We start from the raw sequence: 19,015 nt of genomic DNA, 5'->3' as shown, positions 1-19,015 counted from the left end.
TAATCCACAACTATTGTATTTAATAAAATTTTGTGAATCATTTAGACTTGCTATATCCGCTCAATAAGTTGCGGGAAGTAGTAATTTCTCCGTCTTATTTAATTCAGATTAAATAAGACAATTATCTGACTTCAGATGATTTTATTACGCATTTACTGACCGATCGAGATTAAATTTATTAAATGGTAGATCAATTATAAATTCAAAAAAATCACAGTTTGAGCGGCCCGGATGGCACTATTAAATTTTGGCATCTCACAACTGGAAAATTACTATATATCCTCCTCAAAAATTGCTCCACGCTGCTGTAAACTTAGCTTCACATCCTCCGCCAGTCCCGAGTTATTCCCAAACCTCGCTGACTCCACATTCGCACCGCTGAAATTAGCATTTGTTAGGTTCACTTCGAGCAGATTTGCGCCGCTCAAATCGGCACCGCTAAGATTTGCTAAAGCCAGACTGGCGCGGTACAAATCTGCGCCGCTCAAATCGGCATTTCCTAGGAAAGCGCCACTCAAATCTGCACCGCCAAATTTGGCATTTTGCAGGTTGGCGTCGCTGAAATCGGCATCGTCTAAGTTTGCACCCCGGAAGTTTGCCGCCGGGAGATTGGCGCTGCTAAAATCCACTGCGCTTAAACTCGTCCCGCGCAAGCTACCACCTGCGAAATCCTGTGCGGGATTGAGATTGGCTATTTTTGCCAGTTCTGCAAAATCGTCGGTTTCAGCAGCTATAATGCGATCGACCATTTCCTGCAATCGAGCTTCGGCTGGCGCGACAATTTCCACCTCGGGCGGTTCCACCGCAGGCAAATTGTAAGACAAAAGCGCCCAACTCAGAGCTGGTTGCAGTTTATTTGCTTGCAAATATACAGTCAAGATTCTTTCCAAAACCGAATGTTGATTTGGCGTGATATCGTGCGGCCACAAACCTTCGGCATCTGTAAGATAAATATCTTCTTTCGCAACTTCAAAAACCGCTGATATTCGCAATTGTTTCGCGGCAAATTCTCCCAGCTTAGCACTTTTGAGCAAACCTTTTAATACTGGCTTGCCTCGTTTTAATGAAAAAATCCAAGCAGGCTTTGTATCGTCGCCAACTGTGGAAACGTGACACAACGTGCAGTCTGTTTCGTCTATTTTTTCCGAATTTGCACGCTGACTTTCGCTCAACAAAACTTCTGTACTGCTTTCGATTGATGACAGCATGAAATCACCGACTAATTGACGCGATGCTACAGGAATTTCGCAGTTTTCCAGATTTAGCTTCAGCGTCCCGCCTTGCAGACCAAATTTGACACGGCCGCCGAGCAGCGGTTCCCAATGCTCGTTAAAATTGAGGCTCAAGTGAATGTCGAGCTGCTGGGTTTGGGCTGCAACGGATGGGACTGGAATTGCTTCTAGTTGCATCCACAAGCAATCTGGGTATTTGTTGTGAGACTCTAGCGATCGCATATCGGTAGAATTGCTGGCTCTGCCAGACTGTGATGGAGATTTTGATCGGTGATTATTTCTAATTTATCACAAACTGGCCATTTTTTATTTGTGATAATTGCGAGATTTTTTCAGTCGTTTTTGATGTGCGCGTTCGCCCTTAGTTAATTGATTGTTGGTAGTATTTGGTTTTTTACCCAATTCCGAAATGCTGTGACTAATTCTAAATAATCCATTGTTTCCGCCTGTTGCAAAAACTCGACTATTTCTAAAATATGTACAGTGGGGAATACTAAACTGCGATCGCACAAAACGTATGCTGAGTTTTCTAGTATATTGATAATCAGCCGTTCTCCATTGTAAATCCAAACTTCCGGCACGCCGACATCGGCATAAACTTGCAAGCTATTTTCCGAAAAACTCGTGATATCAAGTTCCACTACTAAATCGGGTGGCCGATTTTCACTCGTGTCAATGCTTGTTTTGCCTGTAATTGTACAGAAATTTTGGATGTAAAAACATTGATAGGGTTCGGCACTGCTGAGCTCTGGTCGCTTGAAAGTTGTGGAACCGACGGCTGTAATTTTTAGTCCCAATTCTTCAGCTAGGGTTTCCACAAATCTAGCGATGATTGTTTGGTAAAATTGGTGTTGTGGTGAAGGTTCCAGAATTTCGAGATTGCCGCTACTATATTTCAGGCGCAGTGACCGGTTACTGAATTCGGCGAGCAAGGTTTCGTAGGTTTGCTCGCTGATACCGGATAGCTTGATGTTTTGGTCTGGCGAGGTGAGATTTTCAGCGGTCATGGCGGTATTTTGCTGAGGAGTTCGTAGGCGCAAGCCGGGGCTTCGCCATCGCACTTTTGGATCGTACCATGAATCCAGGGCGATCTCGCGGCTTCACGCACCGATCTGCGGCCCAAATACCGCAGATAAATCGAGAGACAACTCTGGAAAACCTGGAATTACCACAACCTCATTCGGCAAAACCACTCGTTTGAGTCGATAATCGAAACCACCTCTTTGTTTTTGATAAGGTTCGCTGTGCATTTCTAGTTGAATATCTACCAAATCAAATATCCAATAATCAGCAATTCCCGATTCAGCGTAGAGAGATAATTTAGTTCTGCGATCGTACTTCAATGTAGAATCGGAAACCTCAATTACCAACAAAATATCAGCAGCTAGAGGGTGAGAAGATACATAATTGTCAGAGCGATTGCGGGCAATCACAACATCAGGCTCAGGTTCGCTATCATCAGACAAAATAATCGGTTCCTGACCGCGCACGCAAGCACGTCTTGCCATCAACACGTACAATTCTCCAAATAACAGCGAGTTACAAACCGAGTCAAGCCTACCTTTAGCAGCCATTTTGATAATTTCTCCGCGAATCAATTCAAATCGGTTATCGGACTCAAAAAAGCCCAGTTCTGCCAAACGGTGATATTCGGCGATCGAGAATTTTTTTGCAGTAGCGAAAGTCATAGCTTTTATTCTCCTCTACAATTGCCAACATTCCCATTTTACTCGAAAATTCCGCCCCGCGTTCTCAACTCGACTTTGACCGCTTCCGAAATCCCCAAACAACCCGCAAATCTCGCATTTTTCACCACCGCATTTTTTAAATCGGCGCGGCTCAAATCAGTTTTGTTTAAATAGGCGCCGCTCAAATCAACAGCGCTCAAATCAGCATTCTTAAAATCAGTATTTGTTAAATTTGCATTGACTAGAATTGCGTTCGGTAAATAAGCACTGCTTAAATTGGCGCCAGTTAAATTGGCGCCGGTTAAATTGGCTCGCGGCAGTTTGGTTCGCAAATCGGCACCGCTCAAATTGGCGCTGCTGAGTTCAGCATCCCGCAAATTAGCATTGCACAAAATAGCATCAATTAAATTAGCAGAACTCAGCAAAGCACCGCTGAGATCCGCCAAGGTTAAATCGGCGCATTGGAGGTTGGTTTCGCGCAAATCTGCCCCGCTTAAATCAGCATAGTTCAAGTCAAAATTGCTTAAATCAGCTCCAGCAAAATCTTCTATGGGATTCAAACCAACTGTTTCTGCAAGCTGCATAAAATCATCGTGTTTATCGGTTAAAAACAGTTGCCGCACGATCGCCAATTGCTGCTGGCGGTACTCGTCGGCTTTCTCGTAATCTGCTAAATACTTGTAAGCAAGCTTCAAACTCTTGAGAGCGCTGCGCTCGGTGCGATCGTCGTTGTGGGCGCGCGCGATCGACAATTGCTGCTGATAACACTCGATCGCACCGGGTAAATTGCCATTAGCATCGCAAGCAAAGGCCAAATTGCCCAAAGCCTCCAATTCAGAGCGAGTGTCGCCCGTCTCGCGCACGATCGCCAAACGCTGCTGCTGGTAATCCATAGCACCTGAAAAATCTGAGCGAGCACAGCAAGCATTGCCCATATTTCCCAAAGCATTCGCCTCGCCCCGGCGATCGCCAATTTCCCGCGCTAAGGCCAAATGTTGCTGGTAACAGTCGATCGCGCGATCGTAATTCAAGAGCCCTTCGTAAGCCACGCCCATGTTACCCAACGCCGCACCCGATCGGCGTTTATCATCAACTTCTTGATACAGGATCAGCGCTTTCTGCCAAGAATCCAGCGCCGCCTCAAATTGATGTGCCTGATATTCCCCAATCCCCTGCTTGATTAGATCGCTAGCTTGTTCGCTCATACTGTCAAAATTATTTTGATAACTGAAGTTGATATTAATCGAATTAAAGCCGTAATTGGTACTCGGGAATCGAATGCTACCAATGGTGCCAATTCTGCCTTCCTGCGTCTGTAGTAACTCCGTATTTACACGTACGCAAACGAAAATAAATACAAAAAATAGAAAGAAATACTGAGGTAACTTTCCCTGCCATCAGGGTGCACCTGCACAACACAAGATAGCAGGAATGTATGGATGGGTAACACAACTCAGGTTGAATTTTGAGAAAAAACGGGATCTGGTGCAACAGTTTCAACATTCAGCCCGGAAGATTACCTCGAACTGTGGCTAGCCTCTTGGCGGTTCCATAATACGGCATTGTGTCAGCCAGAAACCATTCACCCGTATTGATGGGTCGGTGCGCCAAAAAAAAAGACAAAAAAAAGAGAGAGTTACTTCAGTAACTCTCTCTGCCATCAGGGTGCATCTACATAACAGAATATAACACGATTAGTATGAGGGGTGAAACCCCCAATCGTAAAGATTCTGTAAAGAAATGTATATTTAATTATAAAGATATCGTGCAGCAAAAACCGCCCAATCAGCATAAACCGATCGCCCGCCGCTCGATCCGCTACACGATACCCTTAGCGGATGGTCAGTCTGGGCTGTTAAGCTTGGCTGCTAGCAATTCATTGGTCAATTTGGGATCGGCGCGGCCGCCCGTTTCCTTCATCACCTTACCGACAAAGAAACCCAGCAGCTTTGTTTTGCCGGCCCGATACTGTTCGAGCTCCTTGGGATTGGCGGCGAGCACGGCATCAATGGCCCGATCGATCGCCCCTGTATCCGAAATTTGAATCAAACCCTTGCTTTCAACCAACTTCTGAGGCGAACCGCCGTTGGCGAGCAACTCCGGCAAAATATCCTTAGCGATTTTGCCGCTGATCGTGCCAGCATCAATTAGCGCCAGCAGTTCGGCTAAATCCTGGGGTTGGAAAGGAATTTGTGCGATCGCCAGTTTCTCATTTTTGAGATAAGCAGTGATATCGCCCATCACCCAATTAGCAGCTTGCTTAGCAACAGCACCGGCGGCGATCGACTGTTCAAAATACTCAGCCACGGCTTTGTCGTCAGTCAGCACCCGCGCGTCGTAGGGAGAAAGACTTAGTTCAGTTTCGTAGCGATAGCGCTTGGATGCTGGCAATTCCGGGAGTTGAGCTTTCCAATCGTGCAATTGCTCGGTTGAAACTTCGATCGGAGGCAAATCCGGTTCCGGGAAATAGCGGTAATCGCTGGCACCTTCCTTGAGTCGCATACTGAAAGTACACTGTTTATTTTCATCCCAAAGTCGCGTTTCTTGGAGGATGACTTCGCCACTTTCGATCGCTTTAATTTGGCGCTCGATCTCGTAATCGATCGCCCGTTCGATCGCATTAAAAGAGTTCATATTTTTAATTTCCACCTTAGTGCCGAACTCTTTTCGACCAACAGGGCGCACCGAAATATTCACGTCGCAGCGCAGGGAACCTTCCTGCATATTCCCGTCACCAACACCGATGTAGCGGACGATCCGGCGTATTTCTTGACCGTATTCGGCCGCTTCGGCACCCGATCGCAAATCCGGTTCCGAAACAATTTCGATCAAAGGCACGCCGGCGCGGTTGTAATCCACCATTGAATAAGTAGAACCGCTCAGCCTTTCGCTGCCGCCGTGAACCAATTTGCCTGCATCTTCCTCCATGTGCAAGCGAGTGATTCCGATTTTTTTTCGAGTAGAATTGCCCGTTTCGTCTACCATTTCAATTTCTATCGAACCGTTAATGGCGATCGGCAAATCGTACTGAGAAATTTGATAATTTTTCGGCAAATCCGGATAGAAATATTGCTTGCGGTCAAACTTACTGTAAGGTGCGATCGAGCAGTTGAGAGCCAGCCCTGCTTTCACTGCATACTCCAGCACTTTCTGATTTAATACCGGCAATACTCCAGGCATTCCCATACAAATTGGGTCAATGTTAGTATTTGGAGCATTGCCAAATTCTGTAGAAGAACTGGAGAAAATTTTAGTATTCGTGCTCAATTGACAGTGAGTTTCGAGACCGATAACAGCTTCGTACTGAGTTTGGTTTGTTATCGAAGAGGATGCAGCAGCAGTCATAAGCGACCTATAAAGAACTGAATAACTTTACATTATATTTTAGCTGTTTATTGACGAAAGCGACTTGAGATTATTTGTCGGGTAGGAACGGTTTCAAGGCGTGTCAATCAGACTCAAACCCCTCAGAAATCTCGCTCGTACCCTACTCTCGCTCTCCCTCGCATCCTCCTTAAAAAGACTTACTTTGACGCTCTTGCCGTTTTTTCAGGGGGCGCCCGGGGTTCTGCCCGCAATTGCCTCAACTTGCGCCGCATCATTCACCCGGTTGCCGGTTGCTGCTTAGCCACCCTCGTCACTTGAGGCCCGATCGCCCGACGCCCGATCGGGGCTTTGAGCATTCTGTCGATCGCCCGCAACAAGCCTGTGCCAAAATATACTGAGTGCAGCGCCCGCACTTGGGTGAGGAGAGTTTTTGGGGCGATCGACCGCAATTGCCGCTCTGCACCCTCAAGCCGTCAGCCCTGCCGTGTTTAATAGCGCCGCCGCCGATTTCGCGATCGCGCCGCGCACCAATTCAAAATTTTAAATGTATAATTTAACAGTAAATTACATATTTAAAATTTTAAAATTAAATTCAAGTTTCTCAAAATAACACTTGCCTAAATCTCAAAAATATGCCAGAAATTCCTGTAGAAAGTGCCCCACTGTTTTTCAACAGTATCACTGACCTAGAGCAGGCAGAATCAGCCCTCGAACTTGCTTGGAACGAACTGGAAAAACAAACAGCAGAAACTATTGCTCAAATAGTCAAAGTCGGGGCAGCAAACGGACAGGAAATCAGCCAGCAATTTGCCGGGGTCAAGGAACTGCGCCAGCAAATGCAAACCAAAATCAAACAAGCCCAAGAACGGCGGGAATTTCATTTAAAAAACTCGCCCATGGCAGTTATAGAGTGGGATAGCGAATTTCGGGTAGTCCGGTGGTCGCCCATTGCCCAAGAAATATTTGGCTGGAGTCCAGCAGAAGTCATCGGCAAATATTGGCACGAATGGTCAATAGTTTATCGTGAAGATTTCGAGCAAGTGTGCGCCGTCACCAATCAACTTTTACAGAACAAAGAACCTCGCAACGTTTGCCGCAATCGCAACTATACCAAAGATGGCTCGGTAATTTACTGCGAATGGTACAATTCTGCACTCATGGATGCAGCGGGAAAAGTAGTTTCAATTCTTTCTTTTGTGAAAGACATCACCGAACACCACCGCACTCAACAAGAATTGCAGCAGCGCGAACAAGCCTTCAGTGCGATCGCTCAAAATGCTACCGATATCATCGCGCGGTTCGATCGAGAACTGCGCCACCTTTACGTCAACCAAGCAGTCGAACCTGTTACCGGAAAACCCCCCTCAGAATTTATCGGCAAAAGCAACAGAGAATTAGGAATGTCCCCCCAGAATTGCCACCTGTGGGACGAAGCTTGTGTCAAAGTTTTTCGCACCGGCAAACAAGAAACCATCGAATTTGACTTTGCCACTTCCGACGGGACCAAATACTATCAAAGTCGAGTAATTCCAGAATTTGCTCAAGACAATTCAGTAGAAACAGTTTTAGGGATCACCCGCGACATTACAGAAATCAAACAAATCGAAGCTCAGTTGCGCCAAAGCGAGGCTAAATTTAGGCGCGTCGTCGATTCTAACATCATCGGCATAGCTTTTTGGCACACTGACGGGAATATTGTAGAAGCTAATGATGCCTTTTTAAACACCGTAAAATATAGCCAAGAAGACCTGAAATTAGGAAAACTTAGCTGGAAAAAAATGACACCGCCCGAATACAGCAACTTCGACCAAGAAATACTTGTAGAACTAGCAGCTACCAGCAGAGGTACACCCTATGAGAAAGAATATATTTGCTCGGACGGCAGCCGCGTTCCAGTGCTGCTAGGCGCCGCATTCTTAGAAGGGTCGCAGGAAGTAGGGGTAAGTTTTGTGCTTGACTTGACCGCTCGCAAACAAGCCAAACTAGAACTACAAAAACATCAAGAACTTTTAGAAAGCATCATTAAAACTATCCCCAATTTTCTCTACATCTACGACACAGAAGCACAGCAAAATATCTATGCAAATGCAGCCGTCACAGCCATACTGGGCTACAGTCCCGAAGAATTGCAAGAGTTGGGTACAGAAGCTGTCTCTATCTTAGTTCACCCCGAGGATCTGCCCAAAGTAATTGCGGGTATGCAGCGACTGACTAACAGCACCAATCCCCACGCCATAAATGAAATCGACTACAGGATCAAACACAAAAACGGCGAATGGCGCTGGGTGCACGATCGAGCTACAATTTTTAAAAGCACCCCACAGGGACAAATCAAGCAAATCATCGGTTCGGTACTCGACATCAGCGATGCCGTGGCGGCAGGTACGCAACGCAAACAAGCCGAAGAATCCTTAAAACAGCAAAACGAAGTGCTGCAAACAATCTTCAATAACGTCCCAGTCATGTTGGTATTTTTAAATTCCCAGGGTGAATTAACCTGGGTAAACCGCCACTGGGAAGAAGTGCTCGGCTGGACTTTTGCTGAGAGCAAAAATCACGATATGTTAGCCGAGTTTTATCCGCAGCCGGAATACCGCCAACAGGTTTTAGATTTTGTTCAAGCAGCAACTCAGAAGTGGGGAGACTTCAAAATTAAAGTTAGAGACGGGCGAATTCTCGACACTACTTGGGCAAACGTCCGCCTTTCCGATGGCAGGTTGATTGGGATCGGTCAAGATATTAGCGATCGCAAGCGCACCGAAGCAGAACTCAAACAGCTCAATGAAACTTTAGAAGCTCAAGTCGCCCAGCGTACCGCAGAACTAGAGACTTTTTTTGATGCTTTGCCCGATCGCATTTTTGTAGTCGAACGCGAAAATATGCGGCAGGCTTTTGTCAATAAACCTTTGGCAACAATGGCAGGTTTTAACAGCACAAAAGAAATGCAGGGTAAAACTGTGCTCGAATGTTTTTCGACTGAACTCGCCACAAAATTTGTGCAGGAAAACTTGCTGGTATTGGAATCAGGCGAAACTCTACACTTGCAGGAAAAATATGTTTTGTTCGATGGCAAAACTATGTATTTCGATACTTTTAAAATTCCTTTGAGAAATCTCGATGGCGAGGTTTATGCTTTAATTGGCACTTCTCGCGATATCACTGAGTTGGTTGAGACAAAACAAGCTTTGTCGCAACGCACGGAGCAATTAGAGGCTGCCAATCAAGAATTAGAATCTTTTTGCTATTCTGTTTCCCACGACCTCCGCGCTCCTTTGCGTCATATTTCAGGTTTTGTTAATGCTTTGAAACAGCGGTTAGAATCAAGTGATGCTGTCAGCGATCCTAAAATTGTTCATTATATGCAAGTGATTGATGACAGCAGCCAAAAAATGAGCTTGTTGATTGACGGTTTGCTGGCTCTTTCTCGCGTCGGCCGCACCGAGTTGATGCAAATTCCGATCGATCTCAATCGTTTGGTGCAAACTGCGATTAAATTGACTAAACCCGGAACTGGCACAGAAAAAGCCCAAACTCCCGACAGTGTAGAATTTGCCGTCGGAGATTTGCCCGTGGTGACGGGAGATCCAACTTTGCTGCAACAGGTGTTCAGCAACTTGATTAGCAACGCCGTCAAGTTCAGTCGCGATCGCCATCCCGCTACCATAGTTATTGATTCCTTACCTGATGGAACGATTTTTGTCAAGGATAATGGCGTGGGTTTTGAGATGGAATATGCCGATCGGCTGTTTGGAGCATTTGTGAGGCTGCACTCCCAGAGAGAATTTGAAGGTACGGGCATCGGTTTGGCGATCGTCGGGCGGATTATTCACCGCCACGGCGGCACGATTTGGGCGATCGGCGCACCTGGTCAAGGAGCAACATTTTACTTTAAACTAGGCAAATATTCTCAGAAGGTAATCTAAATTCGTAAGTTACCAGTATAATAGTTTTAAATTCATAATTTAAAACTATTATACAGTTAAATAAGTCACAGTCAGTTTGGGCAGCCATCGGTGTCAGTTGTGAAATAAATTTCTTGAAATTAGAACGATAATCTCAGTATAAAAATATAAATATCCAGAATACCGCTCGAAGAAGTTAATCAAAAAGAATGAAATTTAGCAACACGAACCAATCAAAAACTCCAAAATTCCGTATGCTAGATCGCGAACAGACAAACTATTTAATGAAAATGGTAGCAGAATCAACATTAAAATTGTTGATTGTCGAAGACATGGCAGAAGATATGGAATTAATAGTGCTCGCCTTAGAAGCCGGGGGAGTAAATTTTAAGTTCGATACTGCCGAAACAGCAACAGAATGCAGAAAAATGTTGGAAAATAGCCAGTACGATGCTGTGCTGTCAGATTATCGGCTCCCGGGCTTCAACGGTTTAGAAGTGTTGAAATTAATGCAGGAATTAGGGCAAGACATACCATTTATTTTAGTAACGGGAAGTTTGGGAGAAGAAGCGGCAGTTGAGTGCATCAAAGCGGGAATGACCGATTACGTATTAAAAGGGCGGCTGTTTAGGTTGCCGACAGTCTTAGAACGATCGCTCCAAGAATACAAAATGCGCCGCCAGCAACAATTCGCGATCGCCCAAATTCAGCGCCAAGCAACTCGTGAGGCGATCGTCAACCGCATCGTCCAAGCCATGCGCTTCACCCTGGTACTCGATGAAGTGCTGCAAACCACCGCAGACCAACTGCACGAAGCTCTCGAAATCAGCGGCTGCGCAATCTTGCAGCCAGATGCTGAAGGTAACATCATAGTTCGCTACATCAGCTCATCAGCAGACAAACAACAACTCGTCGGCTTAAATTGCGAATTGGCACAACACTACCGCTGCTCCCTCGCAGCAGGAGAAACCCTAGCCTTGGACGAGTTATCAAGCCTGTGCGAGGAACTACAAACATCAGCAAAGTTGATAGGGTTTCGCGCCGTGGCGATCGCGCCGCTACTTTACCAGCAGTCATTTTTGGGAGGAATTGCCCTCTATCAGTGCGATCGCGTCCGCTCTTGGAGCAGCGAAGAACAGTCACTGGTGAAAGCGATCGCAGATCAATGTGCGATCGCGATCCACCAAGCCGAACTTTACCAACAAGCCCAAACCGAACTAGCAGAACGCAAACGCGCCGAAGCAGCAGTCCTTGGCATTCAGCAGCAGCTAGCGACAATGGCAGCCAACATTCCCGGCTCAGTCTACCGCGCCGTGCTGCATCCAGACGGCACCACATCCATGCCCTACATCAGTCCGGGTGTGCGCGAAGTTACAGGGATCGCACCAGAAGAAGTGATGGCGCGCCCCCAACTGTTGACCGAAATCATCCATCCAGAGGACAAAAGCTCCTATGACAGCAGCGTAGCAGCATCGAGTGCCAGTCTGTTGCCCTGCGATCGCCAGTACCGGATCGTGTTGAATTCCGGCGAAGTCAAGTGGGTGCAAGACAGCGCCAGATTTTCCAAAAACGAAAACGGCGACATAATTGTAGACGGAGTAGCTCTCGACATCAGCGGACGCAAACAGGCAGAATCAGCCCTCAGACAAAGGGAACAGCGATTTCGATCGCTGATTGAAAACGCCACAGACATCACGATCATTCTCGACGCTCAAGGCATCTTCCGCTACATCAGCCCTTCGGTGAAGCGAATTTTAGGCTACTCGCCCCACCACGCGATCGGGCGCAGCGCCCTAGGGACAGTTCACCCCGACGACTGCGCCACGATCGCCCAAACCCTCCACAAAGCCATTGAAAACCCCAAAAGAAGCCAGTTACCACTAGAGTACCGAGTCCGCCACCGCAACGGTTCTTGGTGTTATGTAGAAGCTGTAGCCACCAACTTGCTGCACGATCCGGCTGTCAAAGGCATTGTGATCAACTGCCACGACATCACCCAGCGCAAACTCGCCGAGGAACAACTGCTGCACGACGCTTTTCATGACGCCCTTACCGGATTGCCCAACCGAGCACTGTTTACCGATCGGCTCGAACACGCTTTGAAGCTGGCAAAACGGCGCAAAGACTACTTGTTTGCCGTGCTGTTTCTCGATTTAGATCGATTTAAAGTAGTCAACGATTCTCTCGGCCACGCGATCGGCGATCAACTGCTAGTTGCGATCGCACGGCGTCTGGAAACTTGTCTCAGGGCTGGAGATACAGTCGCCCGCCTCGGAGGAGACGAGTTCGTACTGTTGCTAGAAGACATCGACGGCGTAAATGAAGCTACCAACATTGTCAACCGCCTGCAAAAGAAAATTACCTCCCCCATCCTGCTAGACGGACACGAAGTATTTATCACCGCCAGCATCGGCATTGCTTTGAGTTCTGGCGAATACGAAGAACCGACCAACCTGCTGCGCGACGCCGACACCGCCATGTACCGCGCCAAAGAACTTGGCCGAGCCCGACACGAAGTTTTTAACAGTTCCATGCACGCCCACGCTTTGAAGCTGTTGCAGCTAGAAAACGACCTGCGGCGGGCGATCGAATCAATTAAAGACCCCGCCACAGAAGAAGACTCTCTGCCATCCCCCAAATCTATCCCATCAGGGCGATCGAGCTTACCTCCCTTATCCGCAGATCCCCAGTTTATCATTCACTACCAGCCGATCGTCAGCATCGCCAACACCGCAATTATTGGTTTTGAAGCCCTAGTGCGCTGGCAGCATCCAGAACGCGGCTTAGTTTCCCCCAACGAATTTATTCCCATCGCCGAAGAAACCGGCTTGATCGTACCGCTGGGTCGCTGGGTACTGCGTACAGCTTGCCACCAAATCCGCCAGTGGCAGCAGCTATTTCAAAACAAGCCACCTTTAAGCGTCAGCGTCAACCTTTCAGTCAAACAGTTTTCTCAGCCAGATTTAATCGAATACATCGATCGAGTTCTCGAAGAAACTCACCTCGACGGTAGCAGTTTAAAACTAGAAATTACCGAAAGCGTACTCATCGAAAATTCCGACTCAGTAACAGCAATGCTAGTGCAGCTTAGAGCCCGAAACATCCACCTGTGCATCGACGACTTCGGCACCGGTTATTCATCCCTCTCCTACCTGCACCGCTTCCCCACCAATACCTTAAAAATAGACCGCTCTTTTGTCAGCAGGATGGGCGGCGACTTCGACCTCGGCAAAGGAGGCATCGACCCCACAGAAATTGTGCGATCGATCGTGACTTTATCCCACAATTTAGGAATGGATGTAGTAGCAGAAGGAGTCGAAGAAGCCTCGCAACTATCGATACTCAAAGGATTAAAATGCGAGTTCGCCCAGGGCTTCTTTTTCTCAAAGCCAGTAGACTCTCAAACAGCAGCAGACCTGATCCGACACCAAGCAGAAAATCAGAATTTGCTCGCATTTAGTGTGTTAGAGAAAAGCAGTTAAAAAAACACGGCACTTTGTGCGTCTCATTTCAGCTTGACACTCCTGTGTCTTTCATACACGAGGATTCTTGTTTCAGCGAATTGACTTGCCGATCGAGAATTACTTCTAAATCAGTAGCGGTCAATTCTCCACAAGCGTTATGGGTATTACCCCAAGTTCCGGTATGCCCTACCGTACTCAATCCTTTCCTGAGGATATTTCTAGCTGCATTGTGGTCGCGGTCTAAGACACACCCACACCTACAAACATGGGTTCGTGTTGATAGACTTTTCTTGACAATCGTTCCGCAACTAAAGCATTCTTGGCTTGTTCCGTTTGGTGGAACGGCAATCGTTATTCTTCCGAATACTTTGCCAAAATATTCTAACCAAACTCGGAACATATACCACGAAACATCGTTAATACATTTCGCCAAACAGTGATTCTTCACCATATTCTTGATTCTCAAATCTTCGTAGGCTACACAGTCGTTTGACTGGATTACGCATCTTGCTAATTTAATCGCAAAATCTTTACGTTGCCTACTTATCTTGAGATGGCGCTTACCCAGAATCGCTCTAGCTTTGATCCGATTCTTCGACCCTTTGACTCGTTTTGATACTTGTCTTTGGGCTTTCTTTAACCTACGCTCTCCCTTGCCCATAAATCGTGGATTCTCGACGGTAACGCCACTAGAATCAGTGTAGAACTCTTGCAGTCCGACATCTAATCCAATAGTATTCCCAGTGATTTCACTCACTTCTGAGCGGTCAACTTGAATACAAAATTGAGCGTAATACCCGTCTGCACGTTTAACCAATCTGACTCGTTTAATTTGAGTCAACGAGTAAAAATGCAAATCGCGTGTCCCTTTTAGTTTCAGTTTTCCAATTCCTTTCTTATCAGTGAAAGTGATTGACTTTCTGTCTGATGCTAGTTTCCATCCCGAGGTCTTGTATTCAACGGAACGGTTGTCTTTTTGGAACTGCGGAAAACCTTTTTGACCGGGAGTCTTCTTTTTGCAGTTATCGTAAAACCGCGAGATCGCAGACCATGCTCTTTCTGCACTGGACTGTCTGGCCATGCTATTTAATTCGTCGCAAAACGGAAACTCTTTCGCTAAAATAGCACTATACTTGTTGAGGTCAAACTTGTTGACTTTTTCGTTATCCATCCAAAAGCGAATTGCTTTGTTGCGGATGAATTGTACAGTCTTTATTGCTGCATCGACAGCATTAAATTGTTCTCGTTTAGCGTAAGTTTTGAACTCAAAAATTAGCATGACTTCGACCTCATCACGATTTTTTTATGCTACCAGTGGTAGACTAATATCGCGGCTTGTGTTGCAAATCTTTACAAAGAACCATGCTTTAACCGTAGGCTTGAAGAGAAAGCCGTCCTAGAAGGACGGGGTTTTAAACCCGTTTTCTTGATAAAATCTTAAAATATTTTAAAGCTGTCCCTAACCACTGGCGTCATCCAAATCATTATGGCTATTGGCTACCTCGCCCTCGTTCTCCACGCCCACCTGCCCTTTGTCCGCCACCCCGAAAGCGACTACGTTTTAGAAGAAGAATGGCTGTTTGAGGCGATCGCCGAAACCTACATTCCCCTGCTGCAAGTCTTTGAAGGGCTTAAACGCGACGGCATCGACTTTAAGATTACCATGAGCATGACACCGCCATTGGTGGCAATGCTGCGCGACCCATTGCTGCAAGACCGTTTCGACGACCACTTAGCCAAACTAGAAGAACTAGCGGATCTCGAAATCGAACACAACAGTGGCAACGGTCACCTCCGCTACTTAGGCGAACACTACGCCGCCCACTTCTCTCAAGTTCGTAATTATTGGGAAAAGTTCGATAGAGACTTAGTAAAAGCCTTCAAACAATTCCAAGACAGCAACAACCTCGAAATCATCACCTGCGGCGCCACCCACGGCTACCTACCGCTGATGAAAATGTACCCCGAAGCAGTTTGGGCGCAAATACAAGTAGCCTGCGAAAGCTACGAACAAAACTTCGGCCGCCGACCAAAAGGCATTTGGCTGCCCGAATGCGCCTACTACGAAGGCTTAGAGAGGATGTTAGCCGACGCAGGCCTCCGCTACTTTCTCACAGACGGTCACGGCATCCTCTACGCCCGCCCGCGCCCGCGCTACGGTAGCTACGCCCCAATTTTCACTGAATGCGGAGTAGCAGCATTCGGCCGGGATCACGAATCATCCCAGCAAGTTTGGTCATCGGAAGTCGGCTATCCGGGCGCCTCCGAATACCGCGAATTCTACAAAGATTTAGGTTGGGAAGCCGAATACGACTACATCAAACCCTACATCATGCCCAACGGCCAACGCAAAAACACCGGGATTAAGTACCATAAAATCACCGGCCGGGGATTGGGTTTAGGCGACAAACAGCTATACGATCCCTACTGGGCGCGGGAAAAAGCCGCCGAACACGCCAGCAACTTCGCCTTCAACCGGGAACGCCAAGTCGAACACCTGAACGGGATTATGCAGCGCCCGCCGATTATTGTTTCCCCCTACGACGCCGAACTTTTCGGTCATTGGTGGTACGAAGGGCCTTGGTTCTTAGATTACTTATTCCGCAAGAGTTGGTTCGATCAAAACACCTACGAGATGACACATTTAGCCGATTACTTGCGCGGAAATCCGACTCAGCAAGTGTGCCGTCCGTCCCAGTCTAGCTGGGGTTTCCGGGGTTTCCACGAGTATTGGTTGAATGATACCAATGCTTGGATTTATCCGCATTTGCATAAAGCAGCGGAACGAATGATTGAGTTGGGAAATATGGAAGCAGAGGATGAGTTGCAGTTGCGGGCTTTGAACCAAGCTGCGCGGGAAGTGCTGCTAGCTCAATCTTCTGACTGGGCGTTTATCATGCGTACGGGGACGATGGTGCCCTATGCGGTGCGGCGGACTCGATCGCACTTAATGCGCTTCCACAAGCTGTACGATGAAGTAAAAGAAGGCAAAGTCGATTCCGGCTGGTTGGACAAGGTTCAGGAGATTGACAACATCTTCCCTGAGATAAATTATCGCGTTTATCGATCGCTCTAAGTCTATTTAGAGGCTATTTTTCACATAAAAAAACCCGCCAGCGCGGGTTTTTTTATTGAGTCCTGATTCACCCGTTCGATCGTTCGGAATGCGAGTCCTTATCCACCAGTAAATGTCCTAGGGTGTGTCGCCCTCAACAATATGGCAAATCGAACCATATAGTAGCTACGCACCAGGTCAGGGGTGGTTCAACTAATATCATTGATCTCAATTATTGCTACAAAAACAAATCCTGTTTTATCAACTATTTTTCAGGTGCGTATCTGTGAAATTGTCAATTTTTATTGATAATTTTCGATGTATCCGCACCCTACGGCTTCTACAAACCCAATTACATCTTTTTTGTCGTTCGTGCGATCGGAATGCGAGTCCTTATCCACCAGCATAGAAAGGACTCGCATTCCTCACTACAAACCAAATTACATCTTTTTTGTGCGTCTTTTCTTCCACAACAAACCCATTCCCGCCGCCACAAACGTACCAGCCACCGTCATCGGTTCCGGCACAGATTCATACTCATAAGTTACACTAGCAGCAATATCCGCCGACACCTTACCGCCAAAACTACCTCTAGCAGAACTCCCCAGAATTTGAGTTAAACCCGTTGTCGCCAAACCAGCAGTAAAAGTATCGCCATCGCAGCCAGTTAAAGCACTCAAAAACTGCGGCAAATCATAACTTTTCGACACGCTACCAGAACCGGAACCGCTAACACGAACCGTACCACCGCTAGCAATCTTCGTTTCCGGCGGACTAGCCAAAACACTCAAAGTCAAATTCGGGTCAGTTTTCAACAGCGGAATATTCACAGAAATATTAGCATTAGTCGCCGCCGTCCCCGTAAAATCTCCAGTCAAAGGAGTAATGCTGACACTATTATTAACAGTAGACTTAACCGTAACATAAGCCTTCAACAGAGTACCCAACAGCGAATTAAACTTCGGCAAAACCACATTCGTACTGCTATTTAACGGCTGCGAATCCAGATTCACAGTATAAGTTTGACTCAGAGTAGCAGCTTCTACGGAAAAACATTGACTGACAACCGCAAAACTTAAACTTCCGCCAACAATTCCCAATTTCTGACAAACATTCATATCAGTAGACCCCTAACTAAAAAATAAAACAGCATTTCATCCGCGTTAATCCGCGTTAATCTGCGGTTAAAAACTCCTAACCCGCAAAACCCAGTTTCCCAACAAGAACATTAAGTAACTCAAAGCCAAAACAGTATAAATGATACTCAAAGGCGCATAAGCAGCCAAAACCAATCTATCGCTTGGTTCAGCCTCAATCTCCTCCCTCCGCAATAAATCCATATAAAAATCAAACGACTTTTGACGCAGATTGTTAATCCCTGTTCCCGCAACCAACAAATAATAACCATCGAATCGGTTGAGGGGATTCAAATTAATTGCCACTGTCAGCAAAGCGGCCACCATCAATAAATAACTAATTTGATGACAGACAGAATTCGACTGCGAAAACAGCCAAACCCAAACAGCAACCGCCCAAATTGTCAATTGAATCAAAACTCCCGCCGCCACGACTAAAACCCGCTGTTTTCGCTTGACTAAACTGTATTGATCGCTAGTATCTGTATAACATCCGGGGATGAAACACATAAACAGCAATCCAATTTCTTTAACAATGCCGCCGTAATGTTTGAGCGTGAAAGCGTGACCGAGTTCGTGCAAAGATATTACCAGGATTGTCAGCAAGACAAATGCGACAATAGTCTCAATTTTCCCCGTTGTCCACAACTGCTGGTGCGAGACAACAACTTCCGCCGACGAACCAAACCAAGCTGCTGCGGAAGATGCGATGAAAGCGCACAGAAAAAAGCCAAATTCCCACGTCCAAATCCAGCGCAATTTGTCGATGTGCTGCGACAGCCAAACATCAGGATTGACTAGGGGAATTGTGAAAGATAGGAGATTGAATTTGGTTTTTGGGGCTTTTGTGCCTTCTAGCATTCCCGTTTGTGCTAAGCTTCTCAAAAGATTTTGCACATCTTCTAAATCGATGTCGTATTCAGCGATAGTGTTTGTTACGGGTTGTTTGCTTAGTTGCAAGATTACCTGTTTGTCAAAGTCGTCAACTTCCATGAAAGTCATGTCTTCGGGATTGCGAAGTATCCAATGACCGTCTGGATGAGCTATCCACTGCACCGCTGATTTGAGTTTCATGGTAAATTGTAACTTTGGATGGCAAATTTTCGATTTAATTGAATAGGAATTACGCGTTTTTAGGCCGAAACTCGATCCCCCCTAGCCCCCCTTAAGAAGGGGGGGACAAGAGTGTTCACAAAGTCCCCCATCGATCG

12 protein-coding genes are annotated in these 19,015 nt (G+C 46.6%); 3 read left to right on the top strand and 9 right to left on the bottom strand.

Annotated features, from left to right (window positions below):
* Positions 1-272: 272 nt before the first annotated feature.
* From QT974_RS13235 to QT974_RS13210, 6 genes are all read right to left on the bottom strand, one after another.
* Positions 273-1,454, bottom strand: coding sequence for a pentapeptide repeat-containing protein (locus tag QT974_RS13235; RefSeq protein WP_333468935.1), 1,182 nt, complete (start codon positions 1,452-1,454; stop codon positions 273-275).
* 143 nt (positions 1,455-1,597) lie between these two features.
* Positions 1,598-2,239, bottom strand: a complete 642-nt coding sequence (locus tag QT974_RS13230; RefSeq protein ID WP_333468934.1) for a Uma2 family endonuclease — start codon at positions 2,237-2,239, stop codon at positions 1,598-1,600.
* A 93-nt stretch (positions 2,240-2,332) separates the two neighbouring features.
* Positions 2,333-2,920 (bottom strand): Uma2 family endonuclease, encoded by a 588-nt coding sequence (locus QT974_RS13225; protein WP_333468933.1) that lies wholly within the window; start codon positions 2,918-2,920, stop codon positions 2,333-2,335.
* Between the two features lie 38 nt (positions 2,921-2,958).
* Complete coding sequence (locus tag QT974_RS13220) at positions 2,959-4,125, bottom strand: pentapeptide repeat-containing protein (protein WP_333468932.1); 1,167 nt, start codon at positions 4,123-4,125, stop codon at positions 2,959-2,961.
* A gap of 637 nt (positions 4,126-4,762) precedes the next feature.
* Positions 4,763-6,265 (bottom strand): Asp-tRNA(Asn)/Glu-tRNA(Gln) amidotransferase subunit GatB, encoded by a 1,503-nt coding sequence (gene gatB, locus QT974_RS13215; RefSeq protein ID WP_333468931.1) that lies wholly within the window; start codon positions 6,263-6,265, stop codon positions 4,763-4,765.
* Positions 6,266-6,522: 257 nt separating this feature from the next.
* Complete coding sequence (locus QT974_RS13210) at positions 6,523-6,696, bottom strand: hypothetical protein (RefSeq protein WP_333468930.1); 174 nt, start codon at positions 6,694-6,696, stop codon at positions 6,523-6,525.
* A 183-nt stretch (positions 6,697-6,879) separates the two neighbouring features.
* Here QT974_RS13210 and QT974_RS13205 point away from each other — a divergent pair, with 183 nt between their 5' ends.
* Together QT974_RS13205 and QT974_RS13200 are read left to right on the top strand one after the other, a co-directional pair.
* Complete coding sequence (locus tag QT974_RS13205) at positions 6,880-10,170, top strand: PAS domain-containing sensor histidine kinase (RefSeq protein WP_333468929.1); 3,291 nt, start codon at positions 6,880-6,882, stop codon at positions 10,168-10,170.
* Positions 10,171-10,403: 233 nt separating this feature from the next.
* Complete coding sequence (locus tag QT974_RS13200; RefSeq protein ID WP_333468928.1) at positions 10,404-13,631, top strand: EAL domain-containing protein; 3,228 nt, start codon at positions 10,404-10,406, stop codon at positions 13,629-13,631.
* 28 nt (positions 13,632-13,659) lie between these two features.
* Here the strand turns inward: QT974_RS13200 and QT974_RS13195 are convergent, their stop codons facing one another.
* Complete coding sequence (locus QT974_RS13195) at positions 13,660-14,892, bottom strand: RNA-guided endonuclease InsQ/TnpB family protein (protein ID WP_333468927.1); 1,233 nt, start codon at positions 14,890-14,892, stop codon at positions 13,660-13,662.
* A 207-nt stretch (positions 14,893-15,099) separates the two neighbouring features.
* Here QT974_RS13195 and QT974_RS13190 point away from each other — a divergent pair, with 207 nt between their 5' ends.
* Entirely contained in the window at positions 15,100-16,689 is a 1,590-nt protein-coding gene (locus QT974_RS13190) for a glycoside hydrolase family 57 protein (RefSeq protein WP_333468926.1), read from the top strand.
* A gap of 419 nt (positions 16,690-17,108) precedes the next feature.
* Here QT974_RS13190 and QT974_RS13185 read toward each other — a convergent pair whose 3' ends face one another.
* Both QT974_RS13185 and QT974_RS13180 read right to left on the bottom strand, forming a co-directional pair.
* The gene (locus tag QT974_RS13185; RefSeq protein ID WP_333468925.1) at positions 17,109-17,786 is read right to left on the bottom strand and encodes a PEP-CTERM sorting domain-containing protein; all 678 of its coding nucleotides are present in this window, start codon (positions 17,784-17,786) and stop codon (positions 17,109-17,111) included.
* A 66-nt stretch (positions 17,787-17,852) separates the two neighbouring features.
* Positions 17,853-18,878 (bottom strand): site-2 protease family protein, encoded by a 1,026-nt coding sequence (locus QT974_RS13180; RefSeq protein ID WP_333468924.1) that lies wholly within the window; start codon positions 18,876-18,878, stop codon positions 17,853-17,855.
* Positions 18,879-19,015: the final 137 nt, after the last annotated feature.

This window comes from Microcoleus sp. BM001215392 (assembly GCF_036700185.1).
GTDB lineage: Bacteria > Cyanobacteriota > Cyanobacteriia > Cyanobacteriales > Microcoleaceae > Microcoleus.
This window is presented reverse-complemented; position numbering and strand designations above follow the sequence as displayed.

What these genes read in the sequence shown, in the direction of transcription:
- QT974_RS13235 (WP_333468935.1), bottom strand. Translation starts at nt 1,454, where the DNA reads ATGCGATCGCTAGAGTCTCACAACAAATACCCAGATTGCTTGTGGATG.
- QT974_RS13230 (WP_333468934.1), bottom strand. Translation starts at nt 2,239, where the DNA reads ATGACCGCTGAAAATCTCACCTCGCCAGACCAAAACATCAAGCTATCC.
- QT974_RS13225 (WP_333468933.1), bottom strand. Translation starts at nt 2,920, where the DNA reads ATGACTTTCGCTACTGCAAAAAAATTCTCGATCGCCGAATATCACCGT.
- QT974_RS13220 (WP_333468932.1), bottom strand. Translation starts at nt 4,125, where the DNA reads ATGAGCGAACAAGCTAGCGATCTAATCAAGCAGGGGATTGGGGAATAT.
- gatB (WP_333468931.1), bottom strand. Translation starts at nt 6,265, where the DNA reads ATGACTGCTGCTGCATCCTCTTCGATAACAAACCAAACTCAGTACGAA.
- QT974_RS13205 (WP_333468929.1), top strand. Translation starts at nt 6,880, where the DNA reads ATGCCAGAAATTCCTGTAGAAAGTGCCCCACTGTTTTTCAACAGTATC.
- QT974_RS13200 (WP_333468928.1), top strand. Translation starts at nt 10,404, where the DNA reads ATGCTAGATCGCGAACAGACAAACTATTTAATGAAAATGGTAGCAGAA.
- QT974_RS13195 (WP_333468927.1), bottom strand. Translation starts at nt 14,892, where the DNA reads ATGCTAATTTTTGAGTTCAAAACTTACGCTAAACGAGAACAATTTAAT.
- QT974_RS13190 (WP_333468926.1), top strand. Translation starts at nt 15,100, where the DNA reads ATGGCTATTGGCTACCTCGCCCTCGTTCTCCACGCCCACCTGCCCTTT.
- QT974_RS13185 (WP_333468925.1), bottom strand. Translation starts at nt 17,786, where the DNA reads ATGAATGTTTGTCAGAAATTGGGAATTGTTGGCGGAAGTTTAAGTTTT.
- QT974_RS13180 (WP_333468924.1), bottom strand. Translation starts at nt 18,878, where the DNA reads ATGAAACTCAAATCAGCGGTGCAGTGGATAGCTCATCCAGACGGTCAT.